The 19,333-nt window shown below is 68.0% G+C and carries 26 protein-coding genes, 1 tRNA gene and 1 pseudogene; 18 read left to right on the forward strand and 10 right to left on the reverse strand.

The genetic code is table 11. The features are described 5' to 3' along the window. Positions 1-165: 165 nt before the first annotated feature. The 5 genes from R1101_RS0104660 to rpmB form a co-directional block, all read right to left on the reverse strand. Positions 166-1,092, reverse strand: a complete 927-nt coding sequence (locus R1101_RS0104660; RefSeq protein WP_026002876.1) for an AEC family transporter — start codon at positions 1,090-1,092, stop codon at positions 166-168. A 312-nt stretch (positions 1,093-1,404) separates the two neighbouring features. Beyond that, entirely contained in the window at positions 1,405-1,662 is a 258-nt protein-coding gene (rpsR, locus tag R1101_RS0104665) for a 30S ribosomal protein S18 (RefSeq protein ID WP_006553776.1), read from the reverse strand. A 10-nt stretch (positions 1,663-1,672) separates the two neighbouring features. After that, positions 1,673-1,978 (reverse strand): 30S ribosomal protein S14, encoded by a 306-nt coding sequence (rpsN, locus tag R1101_RS0104670; RefSeq protein ID WP_016932322.1) that lies wholly within the window; start codon positions 1,976-1,978, stop codon positions 1,673-1,675. Between the two features lie 2 nt (positions 1,979-1,980). Next, on the reverse strand, positions 1,981-2,148 hold the full coding sequence (gene rpmG, locus R1101_RS0104675) for a 50S ribosomal protein L33 (protein ID WP_016932323.1): 168 nt from the start codon (positions 2,146-2,148) through the stop codon (positions 1,981-1,983). Beyond that, a complete protein-coding gene (gene rpmB, locus R1101_RS0104680) occupies positions 2,148-2,384 on the reverse strand; it encodes a 50S ribosomal protein L28 (protein WP_026002877.1) in 237 nt (78 codons plus the stop codon). Before rpmB ends, rpmG begins: the two co-directional genes overlap by 1 nt. Positions 2,385-2,487: 103 nt before the next feature. On the opposite strand from rpmB, the gene mrf reads away from it, so the two are divergent. The 10 genes from mrf to R1101_RS0104730 all read left to right on the forward strand — a co-directional run bounded on the left by mrf (position 2,488) and on the right by R1101_RS0104730 (position 10,499). Further along, positions 2,488-3,705 carry a ribosome hibernation factor-recruiting GTPase MRF gene (gene mrf / locus R1101_RS0104685; RefSeq protein ID WP_016932325.1) on the forward strand — a complete coding sequence of 406 codons (1,218 nt, stop codon included), beginning with the start codon at positions 2,488-2,490 and terminating at the stop codon, positions 3,703-3,705. After that, the gene (locus tag R1101_RS0104690) at positions 3,702-3,953 is read left to right on the forward strand and encodes a type B 50S ribosomal protein L31 (protein ID WP_016932326.1); all 252 of its coding nucleotides are present in this window, start codon (positions 3,702-3,704) and stop codon (positions 3,951-3,953) included. The genes mrf and R1101_RS0104690 overlap by 4 nt, the downstream gene beginning before the upstream one ends. Before the next feature lie 45 nt (positions 3,954-3,998). Beyond that, positions 3,999-4,172, forward strand: a complete 174-nt coding sequence (gene rpmF / locus R1101_RS0104695) for a 50S ribosomal protein L32 (RefSeq protein WP_016932327.1) — start codon at positions 3,999-4,001, stop codon at positions 4,170-4,172. A gap of 66 nt (positions 4,173-4,238) precedes the next feature. Beyond that, a complete protein-coding gene (locus R1101_RS0104700) occupies positions 4,239-4,928 on the forward strand; it encodes a response regulator transcription factor (protein ID WP_026002878.1) in 690 nt (229 codons plus the stop codon). A gap of 8 nt (positions 4,929-4,936) precedes the next feature. Continuing rightward, positions 4,937-6,340, forward strand: coding sequence for a HAMP domain-containing sensor histidine kinase (locus tag R1101_RS0104705; protein ID WP_085996960.1), 1,404 nt, complete (start codon positions 4,937-4,939; stop codon positions 6,338-6,340). A gap of 169 nt (positions 6,341-6,509) precedes the next feature. After that, positions 6,510-7,724 carry a S1C family serine protease gene (locus R1101_RS0104710; RefSeq protein WP_016932330.1) on the forward strand — a complete coding sequence of 405 codons (1,215 nt, stop codon included), beginning with the start codon at positions 6,510-6,512 and terminating at the stop codon, positions 7,722-7,724. A 74-nt stretch (positions 7,725-7,798) separates the two neighbouring features. Beyond that, a complete protein-coding gene (locus tag R1101_RS0104715) occupies positions 7,799-8,296 on the forward strand; it encodes a MogA/MoaB family molybdenum cofactor biosynthesis protein (protein WP_016932331.1) in 498 nt (165 codons plus the stop codon). Between the two features lie 4 nt (positions 8,297-8,300). Further along, positions 8,301-8,507, forward strand: a complete 207-nt coding sequence (locus tag R1101_RS0104720) for a hypothetical protein (RefSeq protein ID WP_016932332.1) — start codon at positions 8,301-8,303, stop codon at positions 8,505-8,507. A 577-nt stretch (positions 8,508-9,084) separates the two neighbouring features. Next, positions 9,085-9,810, forward strand: coding sequence for an MspA family porin (locus R1101_RS0104725; RefSeq protein WP_026002880.1), 726 nt, complete (start codon positions 9,085-9,087; stop codon positions 9,808-9,810). A gap of 53 nt (positions 9,811-9,863) precedes the next feature. Beyond that, on the forward strand, positions 9,864-10,499 hold the full coding sequence (locus R1101_RS0104730; RefSeq protein ID WP_016932334.1) for an MspA family porin: 636 nt from the start codon (positions 9,864-9,866) through the stop codon (positions 10,497-10,499). A 99-nt stretch (positions 10,500-10,598) separates the two neighbouring features. Here the strand turns inward: R1101_RS0104730 and mscL are convergent, their stop codons facing one another. From mscL to R1101_RS0104750, 4 genes are all read right to left on the reverse strand, one after another. Further along, entirely contained in the window at positions 10,599-11,030 is a 432-nt protein-coding gene (gene mscL, locus R1101_RS0104735) for a large-conductance mechanosensitive channel protein MscL (RefSeq protein WP_016932335.1), read from the reverse strand. Positions 11,031-11,155: 125 nt separating this feature from the next. Next, a complete protein-coding gene (locus R1101_RS0104740) occupies positions 11,156-11,890 on the reverse strand; it encodes an SAF domain-containing protein (protein ID WP_016932336.1) in 735 nt (244 codons plus the stop codon). A 105-nt stretch (positions 11,891-11,995) separates the two neighbouring features. Then, complete coding sequence (locus R1101_RS0104745) at positions 11,996-12,295, reverse strand: FmdB family zinc ribbon protein (protein WP_026002881.1); 300 nt, start codon at positions 12,293-12,295, stop codon at positions 11,996-11,998. 84 nt (positions 12,296-12,379) lie between these two features. After that, positions 12,380-12,982, reverse strand: a complete 603-nt coding sequence (locus R1101_RS0104750) for a 5-formyltetrahydrofolate cyclo-ligase (protein WP_026002882.1) — start codon at positions 12,980-12,982, stop codon at positions 12,380-12,382. A gap of 61 nt (positions 12,983-13,043) precedes the next feature. Here R1101_RS0104750 and R1101_RS0104755 point away from each other — a divergent pair, with 61 nt between their 5' ends. From R1101_RS0104755 to R1101_RS0104785, 7 genes and pseudogenes are all read left to right on the forward strand, one after another. Further along, complete coding sequence (locus R1101_RS0104755; RefSeq protein ID WP_016932339.1) at positions 13,044-13,955, forward strand: UTP--glucose-1-phosphate uridylyltransferase; 912 nt, start codon at positions 13,044-13,046, stop codon at positions 13,953-13,955. Between the two features lie 29 nt (positions 13,956-13,984). Beyond that, positions 13,985-15,237 (forward strand): annotated as a pseudogene (gene glp, locus R1101_RS25865) (molybdotransferase-like divisome protein Glp). Continuing rightward, the gene (locus R1101_RS0104765) at positions 15,237-15,872 is read left to right on the forward strand and encodes a GNAT family N-acetyltransferase (RefSeq protein ID WP_016932340.1); all 636 of its coding nucleotides are present in this window, start codon (positions 15,237-15,239) and stop codon (positions 15,870-15,872) included. Before glp ends, R1101_RS0104765 begins: the two are co-directional and overlap by 1 nt. Positions 15,873-16,129: 257 nt before the next feature. Continuing rightward, positions 16,130-16,951: a divisome protein SepX/GlpR gene (gene sepX, locus R1101_RS0104770; RefSeq protein ID WP_016932341.1), complete on the forward strand. Its 822-nt coding sequence runs from the start codon at positions 16,130-16,132 to the stop codon at positions 16,949-16,951. Positions 16,952-17,116: 165 nt separating this feature from the next. Continuing rightward, positions 17,117-17,189, forward strand: a tRNA-Ala gene (locus R1101_RS0104775). Between the two features lie 99 nt (positions 17,190-17,288). Continuing rightward, positions 17,289-17,432, forward strand: coding sequence for a hypothetical protein (locus R1101_RS30590; RefSeq protein ID WP_165369243.1), 144 nt, complete (start codon positions 17,289-17,291; stop codon positions 17,430-17,432). A gap of 67 nt (positions 17,433-17,499) precedes the next feature. Then, entirely contained in the window at positions 17,500-18,348 is an 849-nt protein-coding gene (locus R1101_RS0104785; RefSeq protein WP_026002883.1) for an SDR family oxidoreductase, read from the forward strand. A 45-nt stretch (positions 18,349-18,393) separates the two neighbouring features. Here R1101_RS0104785 and R1101_RS0104790 read toward each other — a convergent pair whose 3' ends face one another. Then, complete coding sequence (locus tag R1101_RS0104790) at positions 18,394-18,861, reverse strand: FABP family protein (protein WP_016932344.1); 468 nt, start codon at positions 18,859-18,861, stop codon at positions 18,394-18,396. Positions 18,862-18,965: 104 nt separating this feature from the next. Between R1101_RS0104790 and R1101_RS25870 the strand changes: the two genes are divergently transcribed. After that, positions 18,966-19,333, forward strand: a 368-nt coding sequence (locus tag R1101_RS25870; protein WP_037222185.1) for an arginine deiminase family protein, incomplete at its 3' end; no start/stop codon positions are given.

The following is a 19,333-nucleotide window of genomic DNA, read 5'->3' on the forward strand; positions in this document are numbered from 1 at the left end:
ACTCCGTCGCCCCTGCCGGAGCCGGTTTCTCGGGCAGGGCCGGCACGTCCGGGGCGCTCGACCCGCAGGCCGCGACGAGCAGGCATATCGCAAGCACGATCATTCCCCGGCAGACACGGACGACGGAACGCATATCTCCCACGGTATTCCTGTGCCGCGTGGGCATCACGCCAGCAGGGCGGCGGTCACGCCGATCGCAGGAATGGAGGCGAGGGTGGTGACGAGCGCGGCGTCGCGGGCGAGCACAGTGCCCCGGCCGTAGGCGCTCGCGTAGACGAACACGTTCTGCGCGGTCGGCAGCGCCGCGACCACGACCACCGCGAACAGTGCGTGACCGTCGAGGCCGACCACGAATCGCCCCAGCAGGTACGCGAGGACGGGCTGGACGAGGATCTTGAGCACCGAGGCGAGCGCGATGTCGCGGCGTGGGCTCGTCCCCTTCTCGAGCACCCGGACCCCCTGCAGCGACAATCCGAACGCGAGCAGCGCACCGGGTACCGACGCGCCGCCGAGCAGATGGAACGGCTGCAGCAGCGCGTCCGGCGGTGTCCACCCGCTGATCGCGATGGCGAGTCCGGCCGCGGCGGCCAGGACGATGGGGTTCTTGAACGGCGCGAGCAGGGTATCGAGGCGCGAGACCCCGGCACGCATCGTCGACAGGTCGAGCATCGTCAACGCGATGGGGGAGAGCACCACGATCTGGAACAACAGCAGGGGCGCGACGAACGACGCGTCGCCCAGGACGAATACCGCGATCGGGATGCCGAGGTTCGCGGAGTTGACGTATCCGGCACACAGCGCCCCGATGGTTGCTTCGGGGACCGCACGTCGCAGCCGGAGCCTGGCGACGACGAAGTGCACGATCGCGACGGCGAAGGCGGTGGCCGCCGCGATGTAGAGGTTGGGCGAGAAGATCACCGACAGGTCGGACGTCGCGAGTACGTCGAACAGCAGAGCAGGAGTGGCGACGAAGAAGACGAGCCGGCTGAGCACCGTCTGGGCGTCGTGTCCGAGGGTGCCCAGGCGCCCCAGCGTGAAGCCGATGGCGATGATCACGAAGATGACACCGAACCCCGCGATCACACCCGACACGGTTGCTCAGTCTAAGGATCCCGTGGATGAATTCCTGAGGCAGGCGCCCGGAGTGCAGTTCTTGTCGATCGGAGCCGGATTTTTCGACGACAACTGCTCACTCGGGAACGTTCATCCACAGGGCGACGATCCGGGATTCCACGTCGAGCGGAGGTTGTGGGGGCTTCCTCGGTGGGGGAATTCGACGAACCTTTCAGCGGCACCGACGCGCCGGCCCACTTCTCGTCGAAAGTCCCTACTGATTTCGACAAGACCTGCACACACGACGACGCCGCCCCTCCCGATGGGAGAGGCGGCGTCGGAAGCTTCGACCTACTTGCTGCTGACGTAGGGGAGCAGAGCCATCTCGCGGGCGTTCTTCACCGCGACGGCGACCTGACGCTGCTGCTGCGGGGTCAGGCCCGTGACGCGACGGCTGCGGATCTTGCCGCGGTCGGAGATGAAGGTGCGGAGCAGGTTGACGTCCTTGTAGTCGACGTACTCGATCTTCGCCGCGAAGAGGGGATTCTTCTTGGGCTTGCGTCCCTCGACGGCACGCGACTTCTTGGACGGTCCTCGCTTGACTGCCATATCTCGCTCCTCACCAGCTCGACTTGTGGACGCCGGGTAGTTCCCCGCGGTGGGCGAGTTCACGCACACGCACTCGTGAGAGCCCGAACTTTCGCAGGTGGCCGCGCGGGCGACCGTCCGCAGCGTCTCGATTGCGCAATCGTACCGGACTGGCGTCGCGGGGCAGACGCTGCAGTGCCCGCTGTGCTTCGTGGCGCTCCTCGGGGGAGGAAGACGGCCTGCGCACGACCTCCTTCAGTTCCGCGCGGCGCTCGGCGTACCGGGCCACGATCGCCTTCCGTTGCTCGTTGCGTGCGATCTTCGATTTCTTCGCCACGACTACTTCTCCTCGCGGAAGTCGACGTGTCTGCGCAGCACGGGGTCGTACTTGCGCAGGACGAGCCGGTCGGGATCGTTTCGGCGGTTCTTCCGGGTGACGTAGGTGTAGCCGGTCCCGCCGGTGGACCGGAGCTTGACGATGGGCCGGATCTCGTTGCGTGCTGCCATCAGATCTTCTCCCCACGGGCACGCAGGCGTGCGACGACGCTCTCGATGCCGTCGCGGTCGACGGTCTTGATCGCCTTGGCCGACAGGTTCAACGTGATGCGGCGGCCCAGTGAGGGCACGAAATAGGTCCTGCGCTGGATGTTCGGGTTCCAGCGGCGGCTGGTGCGGACGTGGGAGTGCGACACGGATTTCCCGAATCCGGGACGCCGTCCGGTGAGTTGGCAGGTGGCCGACACGCCGGCTCCTTCCTCGTAGGTAACGACAATCATTTTCGACAAAGTGCGTCGACGACTGTACGCTTCGGTTTCATTAATGACAATCGTTACCGAAAGGACCGATGTGGACACCAGGACGCCGCTCGTCATCGTCTGCGGATGGCGCGGACGCACAGCGCACGTCGCGCGGTCGCTCCTGCGTCCGGGCACCGCGGTCGTCCACCACGACCTGTCCGGTCTCGACCAGGGCGTGCTCCGCCGCACCGTGCTCACCGTCGAAGGCGAGCGCACCGAGATCCTCGAACTCGCCCATGGATGCGTCTCGTGCACGCTGCGCGAAGATCTGCTGCCGCTTCTCCGGCGACTACGTGACTACAGCACCGTCGACCGGATCGTCCTGCACCTCGACCCGCAACTCGAACCCGAGGCACTGTGCTGGGCCGTCGAACACGTCGTGGTGAGCGGGATCGTCGGTCGCGTCGACGGACCCGCGTCCCTCGACGTCCGGGTGGACGGCGTCGTGACCTGTCTCGACGCCGCGACGTGGCTCGAGGACGCGACGGGCGACGACGAACTGAACGAGCGTCCCGACGACGACCGCACCCTGGCGCAGGTCGTCGTCGGACAGGTCGAATTCGCCGATGCTCTGGTGGTGCTCCCGGGAGCGGACGGCTGGCAGCAGGCCCGCCTGCACGCCGTGCTCACCCGGCTCGCCCCGGACGCGCCGATGGCGTGGACGGCCGAACCGGACGTCGAGCGTCTGCTGCAGGAGATACCCGACACCGCGCGCCGCGGAACGATCGACGGGGCACACTCACCGCTCCTGCGCGGTCAACCTCCCCTCGACGAGGACTGCGGAATCCGCCTCGTCGAATTCTCCGCCACCCGCCCGTTCCATCCGGAACGTCTCCACCACGCGATCGACGTGCTGCTCGAGGGCGTCGTGCGCGCCCGCGGGCGACTGTGGGTCGCCACGCAACCCGACAACGCGCTGCTCGTCGAATCCGCCGGCGAAGGACTGCGCGTCGCTCATGCCGGTCCGTGGCTCGCGTCCATGACTCCCGAGCAGCAGCGCGAGGTCCCGGAGGAACGCCGCGCGATGGCATCCCTGCGCTGGGACGAACGCTACGGCGACCGGGACACGAGCATCGTCGCCCTCGTCCACGACGCCGACCCTGAACTCGTCGACCGCACCCTGCGCGCGGCGGTCGTGACGGACGACGAGTTCGCCCGGCCCGATCTGTGGCCCACCTGGCACGACCCCTTCGGGCAGTTCCACGAAGACCCCTGTGACGACCTCCCGGCAGACCGCCGTGACAACGAGAGAGAAGGACACCGATGAAACCAGGCCTGCACCCCGACTATCACCCCGTCGTCTTCCAGGACGCCAACACCGGCGCGACCTTCCTGACCCGGTCCACCGCGACCTCCGAACGCACGACGGTGTGGTCCGACGGTCGCACCTACCCGCTGATCGTCGTCGACGTCACGAGCGACTCGCATCCCTTCTGGACGGGTGCCGCCCGCCTGCTCGACACCGCCGGCCGCGTCGAGAAGTTCGAACGCAAGTACGGCCGGCGCCGACCCTGAATCCGGCCCCGCGTCCGAGACGATCCGACCCCGAAGGAAGACGATATGGCAGTCCCCAAGCGCAGGAAGTCCCGTTCCAACACCCGCCATCGACGGTCGCAGTGGACGGCGAACGTCCCCGATCTCGTGCCCGTCACCGTCGAGGGTGTGACAGTAAAGGTTCCCCGCAGACTCGTCCGGGCCGTCCTCACCGGTGACGTCGATCCCAGGGTCCACTGAGATGTAGGCCTCGTCCGCCGCGGGTTCTCAGCGCGCTCTCAGTAGGTGCGGGCCACAATGGTGATCATGCGCATTCTGGTGGTCGACGACGACCGTGCGGTGCGGGAGTCGCTGCGCCGGTCCCTGAGCTTCAACGGATACACGGTCGACCTCGCCACGGACGGACAGGACGCCCTCGAACAGGTCACGGCGTCGCGTCCGGATGCGATGGTGCTCGATGTGATGATGCCGCGCGTCGACGGCCTCGAGGTGTGCCGCCGGCTGCGCAGTACCGGCGACGACCTGCCGATCCTCGTGCTCACCGCCCGCGACTCCGTCTCCGAGCGGGTCGCGGGTCTCGACGCGGGCGCCGACGACTACCTGCCGAAACCGTTCGCGCTCGAGGAACTGCTCGCGCGTCTGCGGGCGCTGCTGCGTCGCGCCACCCCCGACCCCGACAGCTCCGCCGACGAAGTGCTGCGCTTCGCCGACCTCAGCCTCGATCCGGCGACCCGAGAGGTCACCCGCGGCGACCGGCAGATCAGCCTCACCCGCACCGAGTTCTCCTTGATGGAGATGCTCATGGCGAACCCGAGAAGGGTGCTCACCCGCAGCCGCATCCTCGAGGAGGTGTGGGGTTACGACTTCCCGACCTCCGGCAACGCCCTCGAGGTCTACGTGGGGTATCTGCGCCGCAAGACCGAAGCGGGTGGGGAACCGCGGTTGATCCACACGGTGCGCGGCGTCGGGTACGTGCTGCGCGAAACCCCGCCGTGAGCCACCCGATGCGACCACCTCTTCTGCTCACCCGCTCGGTGCCGCTGCGCACCCGCGTCACGCTCCTCGCGGCCGGGGCGGTGGCGCTCGCCGTCGCCGTCACGTCCATCGCCGCGTACGCGGTGGTGTCGCGGGCGTTGTACTCGGGGGTCGACACGCAGTTGCGGGCGCGCGCCGCCGCCCTCGTCGAGTCGAGCACGCTCATCACCTACGACCCGCGCTACATCGGTGGGGCCCAGCTCTACAGCTCCGACATCAGCGTCGCCCTGATCTATCCGGATCTCGGCCGGTACGTGCCGCCGGGCTCGTCGGTGCCCATCGGTGATCCCGAACTGGCCGTGGCAGAGGGCGACCGTGACCTGTCGCTGCGAACCGTCGCTCAGCAACGCGTACTGGCCCAGCGCATGCCCGACGGCAGCACGGTCGTGATCGCGCAGCGATTGCGTCCCACCGCCGAGATCCTCAACCGCCTGGCGAGTGTGCTGTTCATCGTCGGGGGCTGCGGCGTGGTGCTCGCCGCGGCTGTGGGCGCGACCGTCGGCCGCACGGGCCTGCGTCCCGTCGCCCGGCTGACCGCCGCCGCCGAGCGGGTCGCGCGCACCGACGACCTGCGGCCCATCCGGGTGACCGGCCACGACGAGCTCGCCCGGCTCACCGAGAGCTTCAACATGATGCTGCGCGCGCTCGCCGAGTCGCGGGAGCGGCAGAGCCGGCTGGTCGCCGATGCGGGTCACGAGCTGAAGACACCGCTGACCTCGCTGCGGACCAACATGGAACTGCTCATCGCAGCGAGCCGTCCCGGTGCGCCGAGCCTGCCCGACGACGACATGGCCGAATTACGGGCCGACGTCATCGGCCAGATCGAGGAGTTGTCGACGCTCGTCGGCGATCTCGTCGACCTGGCGCGAGAGGACGCGCCGGAGACGGTCTTCGAGGTCGTCGACGTCGCCGAGGTGGTGGACCGGAGTCTCGAACGCGCGCGTCGACGTCGCACCGACATCGACTTCCGGGCGACCACCGAGCAGTGGTTCGTCTTCGGCGACCAGGCCGGACTCACCCGCGCGGTGGTCAACGTGCTCGACAACGCGGCGAAGTGGAGCCCGGCGGGGGAGGACGTCGTCGTGCACATGCGGCAGATCGCCACCGGGCTGATGGAACTGACCGTCGACGATGCGGGCCCGGGAATTCCGGAGGAGGAACGCGAGCTCGTGTTCGAACGGTTCTACCGGGCGACGACAGCGCGGTCGATGCCGGGATCCGGTCTGGGACTGGCCATCGTTCGGCAGATCGTCATGAAGCACGGTGGGACCATCGTCGTGGACCGTTCGGATCGTGGCGGTGCGCTGATCCGCATCGTGCTGCCCGGCACGTCCAGTCTCGACGGAGAGACGCAGCCCACCGTCGCGGGCTGAATCCGACAGGGAATTCGCGGGTACCTCTGAGGCGACTCTCAGCTCTCCGGTCCATGCTGGACGGAGAAGAGCGGGGTGCTCCCGAGGCGCCCCGCACGATCGGCCACCGCACGCCGATATCGACCGCGTGTGCGTCCGGTGGCCCCGGCGGACGAAGGTGAAGTGACGAATGAGTGAGGACCCCACCCGCGGCGCGGGAACACCGCAACCGCAACCCCATCCGTACGGACCCGGCGGATACACCGGTCCCTACACGCAGGCTCCCCAGCAGCCGGCACCTCCGCCGCCGGCCGCGGGACCCGGCCGGATGCCGGGACGCTCTGCCCTCGCCGTCGGCGCGATCGCGTTGGCGCTGGTGAGCGGCGGCATCGGCGGCGCGGTGGGAGCGTGGTCGGTGCGCGACTCGTCCGCTCCGGTCGTCAATTCCCTCGACGCGCCCAGGCCCGACACCCAGACGGTCGCCGCGGCGCCCGAGGGCAGCGTGCAGGCGGTCGCCGACAAGGTCGTGCCGAGCGTGGTGCGGATCGAGGTCGCGGGCCGCACCGGCGCGGGTGAAGGGTCGGGCGTGGTCCTGTCCTCGGACGGATTGATCCTCACCAACAACCACGTCGTGGCGGGTGGCGGTCAGGGGGCGCAACTGACGGTCTTCTTCTCGGACGGGTCCACCGCGCCGGCGACGGTCGTCGGTGCGGATGCGGTGTCGGACATCGCTGTCATCCGGACCGAAGGGCGCACCGATCTCACTCCCATCGAACTCGGTGGCTCGGAGAATCTCGCGGTAGGCCAGGAGGTCGTGGCCGTCGGATCACCGCTCGGACTGCAGAGCACCGTGACGGCGGGCATCGTGTCCGCTCTCGACCGACCCGTGTCCACCAGCGGGGACAACGCCAATCAGGCGTCGGTCATCGACGCGATCCAGACCGACGCGGCGATCAATCCCGGCAACTCCGGAGGTGCGCTGGTCGACATGGAAGGCCGCCTCGTCGGCATCAACACCGCGATCGCCACGGCCGGCGGGCAGTCGGGCTCCATCGGCCTCGGTTTCGCGATCCCCGTGGAGCAGGCCCGGCGTGTCGCGCAGGAACTCGTCGACACGGGTAAGGCGACGCACGCGATCATCGGTGTCCAGGTTCCGTCCCGGGACGACGCCTATGGTGCGCGTGTCGTGGAGGTCGTGCCCGACGGGCCGGCCGACCGGGCCGGAATCCCCGACGACGCGCTCATCGTCCGGATCGACGATCGGGTCGTCACCGACGGCGACTCGCTCATCGCCGCGATCCGCTCTCGCGCGCCGGGGGACACAGTGAAGATCACCTACAAGACACCCGACGGCAACGAGACCACGGTCGACGTGGTGACCGCGTCGGATTCGGCCGGACGATGAGGAACGACATGGACATAGCTCACATTCCGGTACAAGAGCCGCATGCTTTCGAGCCGCAAACTACCGTGGACCTCATGGAACTCGAAGCTCCCAGAAAAGGCCGCGCACTCGTCGTCGTCGTCGACGATCGCGTTTCCCACGGTGACAGCCCGGACTCCGCGGGTCCGCTCGTCACGGAGCTTCTCGTCGAGGGCGGCTTCGCCGTCGACGGTGTCGTGACGGTCGCGGCCGACGAGGTCGAGATCCGAAATGCGCTCAACACCGCGGTGATCGGTGGTGTCGATCTGGTGATCTCCGTCGGTGGCACCGGCGTCACCCCGCGCGATGTGACGCCCGACGCCACCGAGGACGTGCTCGACCACGAGATCCGCGGCATCGCCGAAGCGCTGCGATCGTCGGGCCTGGCGTCGGGTGCGATGGACGCCGGTCTCTCCCGCGGCCTCGTGGGTGTCTCCGGGTCGACGCTCGTGGTGAACCTCGCGTCGTCGCGTCCCGCCATCCGTGACGGGATGGCGACGTTGTTGCCTCTCGCCGCGCACGTCATCGAAGAGTTGTCGTGGATGGAGGAATGACGCCGTGTCCGACGACCGCGCTTCGTCGCGTGACGAAGTGACCGGCGAGCAGCAGACGAGCCGTGTCCGGATCGACCGGGCACGGCTGGCGCGCATCTTCGGCGACGTCCTTCCCGAGACCACTCGCGACGAGCGGCGTGAGAACGATCCGCGCAACGGCGAATCGGACGAATGGCTGCGCCGGCAAGTTCCGCCACACCACTCCGGTTAGTGATCTGCATCACTCTGCTCGGGCTGTACTGGTTCGGATTCCAGTTTGTTGTCGACTGCAACGAAACGTCGCCGCAACGGTCTGTTCACCTCCGCGTGGCCCTTGCGATATTTCGAGTATGTGTTTCCGGTCACAGAAGGTATTCGGACTTGCACTGTGGGTGCAGTAAGAATGTGCCCTCTACCTGCGGGTATGCCATCGGGCGTACCCGCTTACCTGTGATTCGAAGTTACGGATTCGGGGCGAGCGAACGCCCGATTTGAGAATTTTCGAGAGGTGACCCGGCGGCTGAGCAGCGGGCCGTCTATACCGCAGCGTTACGAAACCTAGCCATTGCTCTAGGAATGGTCACGGTCTAATCTCCCTCTCAGGTTCAAACCGGGCGAGCCCAGGCTTAGCGGCCTGGGCTCGGTCACGAACCGGTAAAGCAAAACCGTGCGGACGATGGACGTACCGACACACCGGCGGTTGATCCGCCGGTGTGTTCGCTGTGGACAGCGGCCCGCGGGCGACAGGGCGATCACTTGTTGTCGGACGCGGCGCGCAACCCGGCACGCAGAGAACGGATGAGGCATTCATGAAGATTCAGACGCGACGCGGCTTTCGGGCCGCCCGCAACGCCACTGTGGCAGCAGCTGCTGTGGCCGGTCTGGTTCTCGGATCGGCCGGCGCCGCAGGTGCCGAGGTCAACGACCAGAACCGGATCGTCTCCAACGGCCACGAGGTCATCGTCACGCAGGAGGACACCTTCATCAACGGTGTGCCCCCGATCGGCGGCAGCCCGCTGAGCCGCGAATGGTTCCACAACGGCCGCGGCATCGCGAACATCGTCGGCCCCGAGGCGGCGGACTTCGAAGGTTCTACCTTCCAGTTCGGTTATCAGGTCGCGTGGACGGCGTCGATCGACGGCGGCATCTCCTTCGGTTGGGAATCGCCGGACCCGTCCTTCACAGTCACGGCCGAGCCGGTGAAGTACGAGCCGGTCCTCGACGAAGCGGGTGAACCGGTATTGGTCGACGGTCAGCAGGTCTTCCGGCCGCTCGAAGTCACCGAGGTCGAAACGAGTATCGAAGGCGGCCTGCCCGGGATTTCCGCTGGCATCGAGCTGACTCAGGCGCCTGGTATCGCCGAGATCGTCGTCGCCGAGTCGGAGTTCGACGGTGATTTCAAGGAAGTCCAGATCGCCAACGTCCACGGCGCTGCGACCGGAGTCATCGGTCCGGTTTCCGTCCGTCCGTTCGTCCGTGTGATCACTGACAACGCCGACAACGTCACCACCTACGGCCAGGTCTGGACCCTCTAGTCCTGCTCCGCGCCATCCCGCAAGAAATCCCCACCACCACAAACGGAGTAATCATGGGAATCAAGTCGCGTGGCTTCAAGGCCGCTCGTAACGCCGCCGTCGCCGGTGCCGCTGTCTTCGGCCTGGTCCTCGGTGCCTCGGGTGCCGCCTCGGCCGAGGTCAACGACCAGAACCGCATCGTCTCCGACGGCCTCGAGGTCGTCGTGACGCAGGAGGACACCTTCATCCAGGGTGTCCCGGCTCTCGGTGGCAGCCCGTTCAACCGCGAGTTCTTCCACAACGGCCGTGGCACCGCCAACCTGATCGGTGAGGGCGCTGCCGACGCCGAGGGCACGACCTTCCAGTTCGGTTACCAGTTCGCCTGGGCCGGCAGCATCGACGGTGCCATCGGCGTGACCTACTCCACCCCGGGACTCGAGGTCGGCATCAAGCCCGCTGGACCTGAGGCCAAGGTCACCGACATCCTTCCGCAGGCCTACGCCGAGCTCGAGCTGACCCCGGCTCCGGGCATCGAGGAGCTCGTCGTCGCCGAGGGCGAGTTCGACGGTGACTTCAAGACCGTTCAGTTCTCCAACGTCCACGGCACGGCCTCCGGCGTCCTCGGCGCTGTCCAGGTTCGTCCGTTCGTTCGCGCCATCACGGCCAACGGCGACAACGTCACCACCTACGGCGCTCCCTGGACCGTCTAGGACGTAGACGTCCGGCTCACGCCGAACACAGCACGACAAGACCGGGCCCGCTCGAATCATCGAGCGGGCCCGGTCTTCTCATGCCCGATGCACACGCGCTCATTCCACGCGCGGCGTCGGCTTGGCGTGTGCGCCCTGAGCGGCCTGACCTGCCTGGGCCTCGAGGATGTCGCGGATCTGGATGAGCAGGTCCTCGGCGCTGGCCTGCTTGTCCTCCGGCTCGGTGACGAACTTCTTCTTCGCGGTATTGGCGGGGACGATGAGCACGAAGTAGACCACGGCGGCGATGATGATGAAGTTGATGATCGCGGAGATCACCGCGCCGATGTCGACGAAGGTCTCCGGGTTGCCGCTCACGATCTCGAAGCCCCAGCCCATCTCGTTGTCGCCGCCGATCGCGCTGATGAGCGGCTCGATGATGTACTGGGTGAAGGCCGTGACGATGGCAGTGAACGCGGCGCCGACCACGACCGCGACGGCGAGATCGAGGACGTTGCCCCTCAATATGAAGTCCTTGAAGCCCTTCAGCATGATGTGCTCCTTCTCGCGGCCTGTCCGCTGTGGCCGCGCACCCGAGGTGGGTCACACGGACGTCCACACGATAAACCGCCAGGTCGGTTCCCCGAGGTGATTACGCTGGGGAAACGAGCAGATGCTCAGTGGAGCGTCACGGTCAGGGCGCTGACGAGCGACGCCGCCGCGACCGCCGTGGCAGGTTCGGGTTCGAGCGCGACCAGCACGACCCTCTCGTTCCGATCCCGCGCCGAACCGCCGGATTCGGCCAGCACCACCACCGCGCCCCGGGCGAGGACGTGGGCACCGGGTAAGGAGCCGTCTGCGCTGTCGGTGACGGTGAGGACGTCGACGCGGTCGCCCTCACGGAGCAGTTCGCTCACGCCGGCATCGGCGAGCCGGACGGGCACCACACGTGCGTCGGGGAATCCGGTGGCCGCTGCGGCGAGGCGCGGGCCGAGGAGGCGGATGTCGACGAGCGGTTCACCGGCCGGCACGGGACCCGCGAGGATATGTCCCACGGCGTCGTCGGCCTCGCGCAGCGTCCCGGTGACGAGAGCGGATCGATCGCGATCCACGTGGGCGATGTCGTCTGCGGTGAGGGTGTGCCCGGGCGCGAGATCTCTCGCCGCGACGACGACTCCCACGCGATCGCTGTCGGGGTCGCCGCGCACCGCGAGGATCACTGCCAGTGCGGCGAGCAGTCCGGCTGCGATCCGCCGGGCTCGGACGAGACGCGACCAGCCGGGACGGAGGAACTCGGCGAACCGGTCGGGCAGCGTGGGCTGCAGCGAGGTGCCCGCAGAGGAACGGTGTGGACTCGAGCGGTGCGGACGCGCGCTCTCACGCTGGAGAAACAGGAAGGGGCCGACAGGCATGCCCCGAACCTAGAAGGTGGCGACGCCCTGTCGGCCCCGATGAGTCCTCGGAAGCGGCGGTCTGTGGATGACTCGACCACCTGTGGACAAAGAAGTCCCGGAAGGTCAGCTCGCGGCGGCAGCGGGTGCCGAAGAGGCGCTGCTCGACGACGAGCTGCTCGACGAACTGCTGTCGCTCGACGAGGAGCTGCTCGAGCTCGTCGACGCGGATTCGCTCGCGGTGCTGCCACTGCGGGAGTCGGTGCGGTAGAAGCCGCTGCCCTTGAACACGATGCCGACCGAGTTGAACAGCTTGCGCAGCTTGCCTTCGCACTGCGGGCATTCGGTCAGGGAGTCGTCGCTGAAGGACTGCACGATGTCGAACTTGTTGTCGCAGGCCGTGCAGGCATATGAGTAGGTGGGCACCGGTTGATCCTCCGCCAGTTCGTCGTACCGCAGCATTCGTCGTACTGCAGTGTTGGCACTCTACAGCCGACAGTGCCAACGACGCTAGGGAGTGTGTTGTTCCGCACGGTCGTCGCTACCGAGCCGGACCAGCCCTTTCCCGGGTGTCAGCGCCCAACCCATGCGGATGTCGTGGGGATCCTCGGGGAGCTCGTCGACGAGTTCCTCGTCGCGCACCACGGCGATGATCGCGGCGGTGGGCGCGGCCAGATGCAGGGTGCGGTCGTAGAAGCCCGCGCCGCGGCCGAGGCGGACGCCCCGCGCATCCACCGCCAGGGCCGGGACTAGCACCGTGTGGGCCTCGCCCACCGCTTCGGGCGGAAGGATCTCGCCACCGGGCTCCCGCAGCCCGAAATCGGCCGCCATCAGCGTTTTCTCTCCGAGATAGCGGGCCCACGACAGGGGTTCGCCGGTGCGTGTCACCGGCACGAGCACCGTCACCCCGGCCTCGGTCAGAGCATCGAGAAGTGCGATCGATCCGGGCTCCGAACCCACCGGCACGTACGCACACACCACCGACCCCGCCGGCGCCAGTGTCGAGGCCACCGTGGCGAGCGCGGTGTCGTCGATTCTGCGCCTCGCGACACCCAGCTCGCGCCGAGCTGTAAGAATGCGGTCACGCCAGACCGCTTTCGGGGGTGGGGGCATGTCTACGCCTTACGATCGCCGAACCACCGTCCTCGGTGGCCGAAGTTTAGGGTGGGAGTCTATGACGAACAGTACGACCGGAGGCACGCGGCATTTCAAGACCGCGGTTGTCCCTGCAGCAGGTATGGGGACGCGGTTCCTTCCCGCGACCAAGACGGTCCCGAAAGAACTCCTTCCGGTGGTCGACACGCCCGGCATCGAGCTCGTGGCGGGCGAAGCTGCCGAGTCGGGTGCCGAACGCCTTCTCATCGTGACCGCGCCGGGCAAGGACGGTGTGGTCGCGCACTTCGTCGAGGACCTCGTCCTCGAGTCCAAGCTCGAGGAGAAGGGCAAGTACGAGCTTCTCGCCAAGGTCCGCAAGGCCCAGGGGCTGCTCGAGGTCGAGTCCGTGATCCAGGAGAAGCCGCTCGGCCTCGGTCACGCCGTGGCGTGCGCGGAGAAGGCGCTCGATCCCGACGAGGACGCGATCGCCGTGCTGTTGCCCGACGACCTCGTGCTGCCGGTCGGCGTGCTCGAGACGATGCAGCGCGTGCGCTCCAAGCGCGGCGGTTCCGTGTTGTGCGCGATCGACGTGCCCAAGGATCAGGTCAGCGCCTACGGCGTCTTCGACGTCGAGGTCGTGCCGGATGCCGCCAATCCCGACGTGCTCAAGGTGCTCGGCATGGTCGAGAAGCCGGCGGTCGAGGACGCACCGTCGACCTTCGCCGCCGCCGGCCGCTATCTGCTCGACCGGGCGATCTTCGACGCGCTGCGACGCATCGAGCCCGGAGCCGGGGGAGAGCTGCAGCTCACCGACGCCATCGCCCTGCTCATCTCCGAGGGACACCCCGTCCACGTGGTGGTGCACCGCGGCACCCGACACGATCTCGGAAATCCCGGGGGTTACCTGCGGGCTGCGGTTGACTCGGCGTTGAACACGGAAGAGTACGGGCCCTCGTTGCGCGAGTGGCTCGTCGATCGCCTGAAGCGCTGACTGCGGACGGCTGGAGGACGAGAAGCGGTATGCGGTCGGTTGAGGATCAGCAGGCCAGGGTCACGGCGGCGGCAGTCGCACCCCGGCCGGTCCGGGTGGCCATCTCCGAGGCACAGGGTCTGCAATGTGCGGAGGAAGTGGTCACCGAGCGACCTCTACCCGGATTCGACCAGGCGGCAATCGACGGCTACGCCGTGCGCAGCGTCGACCTCCAGCCTCCCTCCGACACCGACGGCGAGTCCGCAACCGCCGAGGTGACCCTGCCCGTCGTGGGCGAGGTGCGCGCGGGTTCGCGTCAGCCGATCCGGCTCCAGCCCCGGCAGGCGGTACGTGTCGATACCGGTGCGCCGCTGCCGACGCTCGCCGACGCGGTGCTGCCGCTCGACAACACCGACGGGGGTGCCGCACGCATCAAGGTGCTCGAACCGGTGCGTTCGGGCGAGTACGTGCGGCGCACCGGCGACGACGTCCAGCCCGGCGACATCGCCGTGCGGGCCGGGACGATCATCGGGGCCGCCCAGGTGGGTCTGCTCGCCGCAGTCGGTCGCGACAAGGTGCTCGTCCACCCGCGTCCGCGGCTGTCGATCATCTCCGTCGGCGGTGAGCTCGTCGACGTCGACCGCACCCCGGACCGGGGCAGGTCTACGACGTGAACTCCTACGCGTTGGCCGCGGCCGCGCGCGACGCCGGAGCAGACGTCAACCGGGTCGGTATCGCGAGTACCGATCCGAAGCGCCTGCGGGAGGTCGTCGAGGGCCAGCTGATCCGTGCCGAGATCGTGGTGATCGCCGGTGCCGTGGGCGGCGGTGCGCTCGAGGAGGTCCGCGAGGCGCTGTCCGATCTCGGCGATCTGGGCGTCGAGCGGATCGCCATGCACCCCGGATCGGTGCAGGGTTTCGGGCGTCTCGGCCGCGACGAGGTGCCGACCTTCCTGCTGCCCTCCAACCCGGTGAGTGCGCTCGTCGTCTTCGAGGTGATGGTCCGGCCGCTGATCCGCATCGCGCTCGGCCGGCGCCAGCCGATGCGCCGGGTGGTCTCCGCCCGCACCGTCGCGCCGATCACCTCGATCCCGGGCCGCAAGGGTTTCCTGCGCGGTCAGCTCATGCGCGACGAGGCGACGGGCGACTATCTCGTGCAGGCGCTCGGCGGCGCCGCGGGCTCGTCCTCCCATCTGCTCGCCACCCTCGCCGAGGCGAACTGTCTCGTCATCGTCGACCCCGAGGTCTCCGAAATCCGTACGGGCGACCCGGTGGACGTGGCGTTCCTCGGGCAGCGTGGTTGATGTCCCGTCATCCCGGCTGGCCGGCCGAGCTCGGGCCGCTGCGGGTGGCCGGGGGCGTGGTGACCGTTCGATCGATCCGGCTGCGCGACGCCGCGGCGTGGAGTCGCCTGCGTCGGCGCGACCGTGCGCACCTCGAGCCGTGGGAGCCGACCGGTGAGGCGCCGTGGGACATGCGCCATCACATCTCGGTGTGGCCGGGGCTGTACCGGAGTCTGCGGTCGGAAGCGCACAAGGGCCTGATGCTGCCGATGGCCATCGAGCTGGACGGCAGATTCTGCGGGCAGCTGACGGTGGGCAACATCGTGCGCGGGGCGCTGCGCTCGGCCTGGATCGGCTACTGGGTGGAGAAGGAGGTCAACGGTCTCGGTGTCGCGACCGCGGCCGTCGCTCTCGGACTCGACCACTGCTTCGGACCCGTCGGGCTGCACCGCGTCGAAGCCACCGTGCGGCCCGAGAACGAACCTAGCCGCGCGGTGCTGCGCAACGTCGGATTCCGCGAGGAAGGCCTGTTGAAGCGCTACCTCGACGTCCAGGGCCGATTCCGCGATCACCTGCTGGTCGCGATGACGGTCGAGGAGGTTCCCGGCTCGGTCTCGGATCGTCTGGTCCGTGCCGGTCGGGCGAGCTGGTCCTGATCTCGTCGGGTCTCGAGTCGGGTTCGTCCGATATGTAACGCAGGTTACTCGTAACTCGAGTAACAATCCCCAGCGGGTGTGGGATCTCTGTGATTAGAGTGAAGAAAGTGTCAGTTGGTTTCGCGTGACTCGAGTGACTTCTGATGTCGCCTGAGTCGGCGTTTCTGTACAGATAAATGTGGTGATGCCGCTAGCCTCAAGTAGGTCGGTGGGCGTCGACGGGCTGCTAGGGCGACGACTGGAGGGAGGACCACCGGATGCCGAACTCGCTTCTGTGGATCGGGCTCGTAGCCGTGTGGTTGTTCGTTCTGGTGCCCATGCTGGTCACGAAGCGTCCTCGAATCCGGCAGACGACCGACGCCGCGCTCGCAACTCGAGTTCTGCACCGCGGAGACGACGAGCCGATAGCCCCTCGCGGGCCGGCCGCCGGCCACCGCAGCGATCCTCATTGGCGTCCGAGTCGCGACCGCACGCACCGCACCCCCGCGGAGGACCGCATGAACACTGACCTCGACGACCGACCGGAGATCGACTCCGACGAGACCGATCTCCACGACGATGCAGCCCCCGAGCGTGAGCCCGTCCGCGCGCACGCCCCGCAACGGCGGGGTCGCGGCGGATTCGACCCGCACGCCGATGCGGTCGCCAGCGCCGCGCGGTACGAATTCCGTCAGCGGGCCGTCCTCGGCCTGCTGATCGCCGCGATCATGACGTCGGCTCTCGCGCTGATCGTCTCGTCGCTCATGTGGTGGCCGGCCGGTCTCGTGGCCGTGGCGCTCGTCGGTTACCTCTTCTACCTGCGGCGCCAGGTGCGTCTCGAGCAGGAGATCCGGCGGCGTCGGCTCGCGCGACTGCAGCGGTCCCGCGCAGGCGGAGCCCGCGGAGACCACCACCACGTTCCGCAGCGTCTGCGCCGCCCGGGAGCCGTCGTCCTCGAGGTCGACGACGAGGACCCGGAGTTCGAACACCTCGATCGCTACGAGGACGACTACGGCATCGACCACGTGTACGACGTCCGTGCGAGCGACGGGTACGACGAATCCGGCGACTACGTCGTTCCTCGCGCAGCGGGGGAATGATCGTCCCCACGATGCTTCCGGCGGGGCCCGCACCGATTCGGTGCGGGCCCCGGCCCCTCTTCGGGGCAGGCCACGGAAATCACTCGTCACCTGCGCCGACACACCGATTTCGTGATGGACGGGGTGGTTTGCTAGAGTTTGCGAGTCGGTTCCCTCGGAACCTACGGGGCTGTGGCGCAGTTGGTAGCGCGCTTCGTTCGCATCGAAGAGGTCAGGGGTTCGATTCCCCTCAGCTCCACCCCCGAAAGCCTCGCCTTCGGCGAGGCTTTCGTCGTCTCCGGGCATTCGGTAGCGGGTCCGCGCAGAACCCGGCAGACTGTGTGGCATGGACCACAGGATGAGTGACGACGAGTTGCGTCGGGCGATCCGGGTACTGCGCGAGCGCGCCGATCTCGCGCGCAGCGAAGGTCGCCACGACGATGTCGAGATGATCGAACGCACCGTTCGGGACTACCAGGAAGAGATGGCCCAGCGACTCTGAGTTCCCGCCCGGTTGTTTCCTGGCGCGCCGGAGCGTTGTGTCGCCACGCCGGCGCTAGGGTGTCGCCATGGCGATCACCGACCTGCGTGGAACCACATTTCTTGTGACCGGCGCTGCCAGCGGGATCGGCCGCGCCCTGGCCCATGCCGCGTCCGATCGCGGCGCCCGCCTGGTGCTCACCGACCTGCAGGAGAACGCGCTCGACGACGTCGTCCGCAGCATTCGTGAGCGCGGCGGTACCGTACTGCACGCCGCAGCCCTCGACATCTCCGACTACGACGCCGTCACCGCATTCGCCCGCGACGTGCACGAGGCATGCGGGTCCCTCGACATCGTCGCCAACGTCGCCGGGGTGTCCGTGTGGGGAACCGTCGACCGGTTGCGGCACGAGCACTGGAAGCTCATGGTGGACGTCAACCTCATGGGGCCGATCCACGTCATCGAGAACTTCGTGCCGGCCATGATCGAGGCCGGTCGCGGCGGGCACATCGTCAACGTCTCCTCGGCGGCCGGACTGCTGGCCCTGCCGTGGCACGCCGCCTACAGCGCAAGCAAATTCGGTCTGCGCGGGCTGTCCGAGGTGCTGCGATTCGACCTCCGGCGCGACGGCATCGGCGTCTCCCTCGTCGTTCCGGGTGCCGTGCGTACACCGCTCGTCGACTCCGTGCAGATCGTCGGTGTCGACCGCGACCGCCCGGAGGTCCGCGAGCTCACCCGCCGGTTCGTCCGCCACGCCGCGACCCCCGAGAAGGTGGCCGAGCGCATCGTCGCCGGCATCCTGAAGAACCGCTTCATGGTCTACACGTCGTTCGACACCCGGTTCGGCTACTGGTGGGCGCGCAAGTTCGCGCCGCCCTACAACCTCGTCATGCAGGCTGCCAACGACTATTTCCGTCGCGTGGTCGGCACGAGATGACGTCGGTGGGTCCGCCCCCGCTCAGCGGGGCCGGACCCACCGACATCACTCCGACGCGCGGTGCAGTTCGGCGTGCAGGTGGTGCGTCAGCGGCGTGTCGGCATGGGCCATCCAGAAGTCGTAGACGAGCACATCGCCGTCGACCTCGAAACGCCGCCGGACCTCGTGCACGGGCTTGGCGTCGGGCGAGCGCTCCAGGGTGAGGGTGCTGAACTCCAGGACGCCGCCCTCGGGCCGGGCCCGCTGGATCTCGACGAACCCGGTGGGCTGCGAGACGAGCAGCTCGACGTCGTCCCCGCTGCGACGCAGGTAGCCGTTCTCGGTGTGCAGCGGGCGTCCCTCCGTCCGGTGCCGCGTACGGCTGACGTACATCAGGAAGGGCTTGCCGGGAATCGTGGCGAACTCGATCGTCTCGTCGTACGCGAAGTCGTCGATGGTGGGATAGTGGCCGTCGCCACCTCCGGTCCAGCGCCCGGCGAACGGTGCCAGGCACCCGAGCGGATCGTCGGCCATGAAATCTCCTCGTGTTCTCGGATCGGTGTGGTCTTCGCAATCGTTGTCGCCGTAGTCGACGCGCCTGACCCGGATGCCGCCGTCCTGCGCGATACCGTGAGCATATGAGTCATTGCTGGGGTGTCGAGTCCGAAGTCGGTGAACTCCGCGCCGTGATGTTGCACCGGCCCGGCGCCGAACTCGAACGCCTCACGCCCCGCAACAACGACCAGCTGCTCTTCGACGCCCTGCCGTGGGTGGCGCGCGCCCAGGAGGAGCACGACGCCTTCGCCGATCTGCTGCGCAGTCGCGGGGTCGAGGTGTTCCTGCTGGCGGACCTGCTCACCGAGACACTCGAGGCCAGTGGTGCCGCGCGGGTGCAGAGCGTCTCGTCGGCCGTCGACGCGCAGCGCCTCGGTCATGCGCTCGCGGAGGAGCTGACGGGCCATCTGCGTGCCCTGCCGGCTGCCGAACTCGCCCGGATCCTCATCGC

It is taken from the genome of Rhodococcus sp. R1101, from assembly GCF_000278445.1.
Classification (GTDB): Bacteria; Actinomycetota; Actinomycetes; order Mycobacteriales; family Mycobacteriaceae; genus Rhodococcus; species Rhodococcus gordoniae.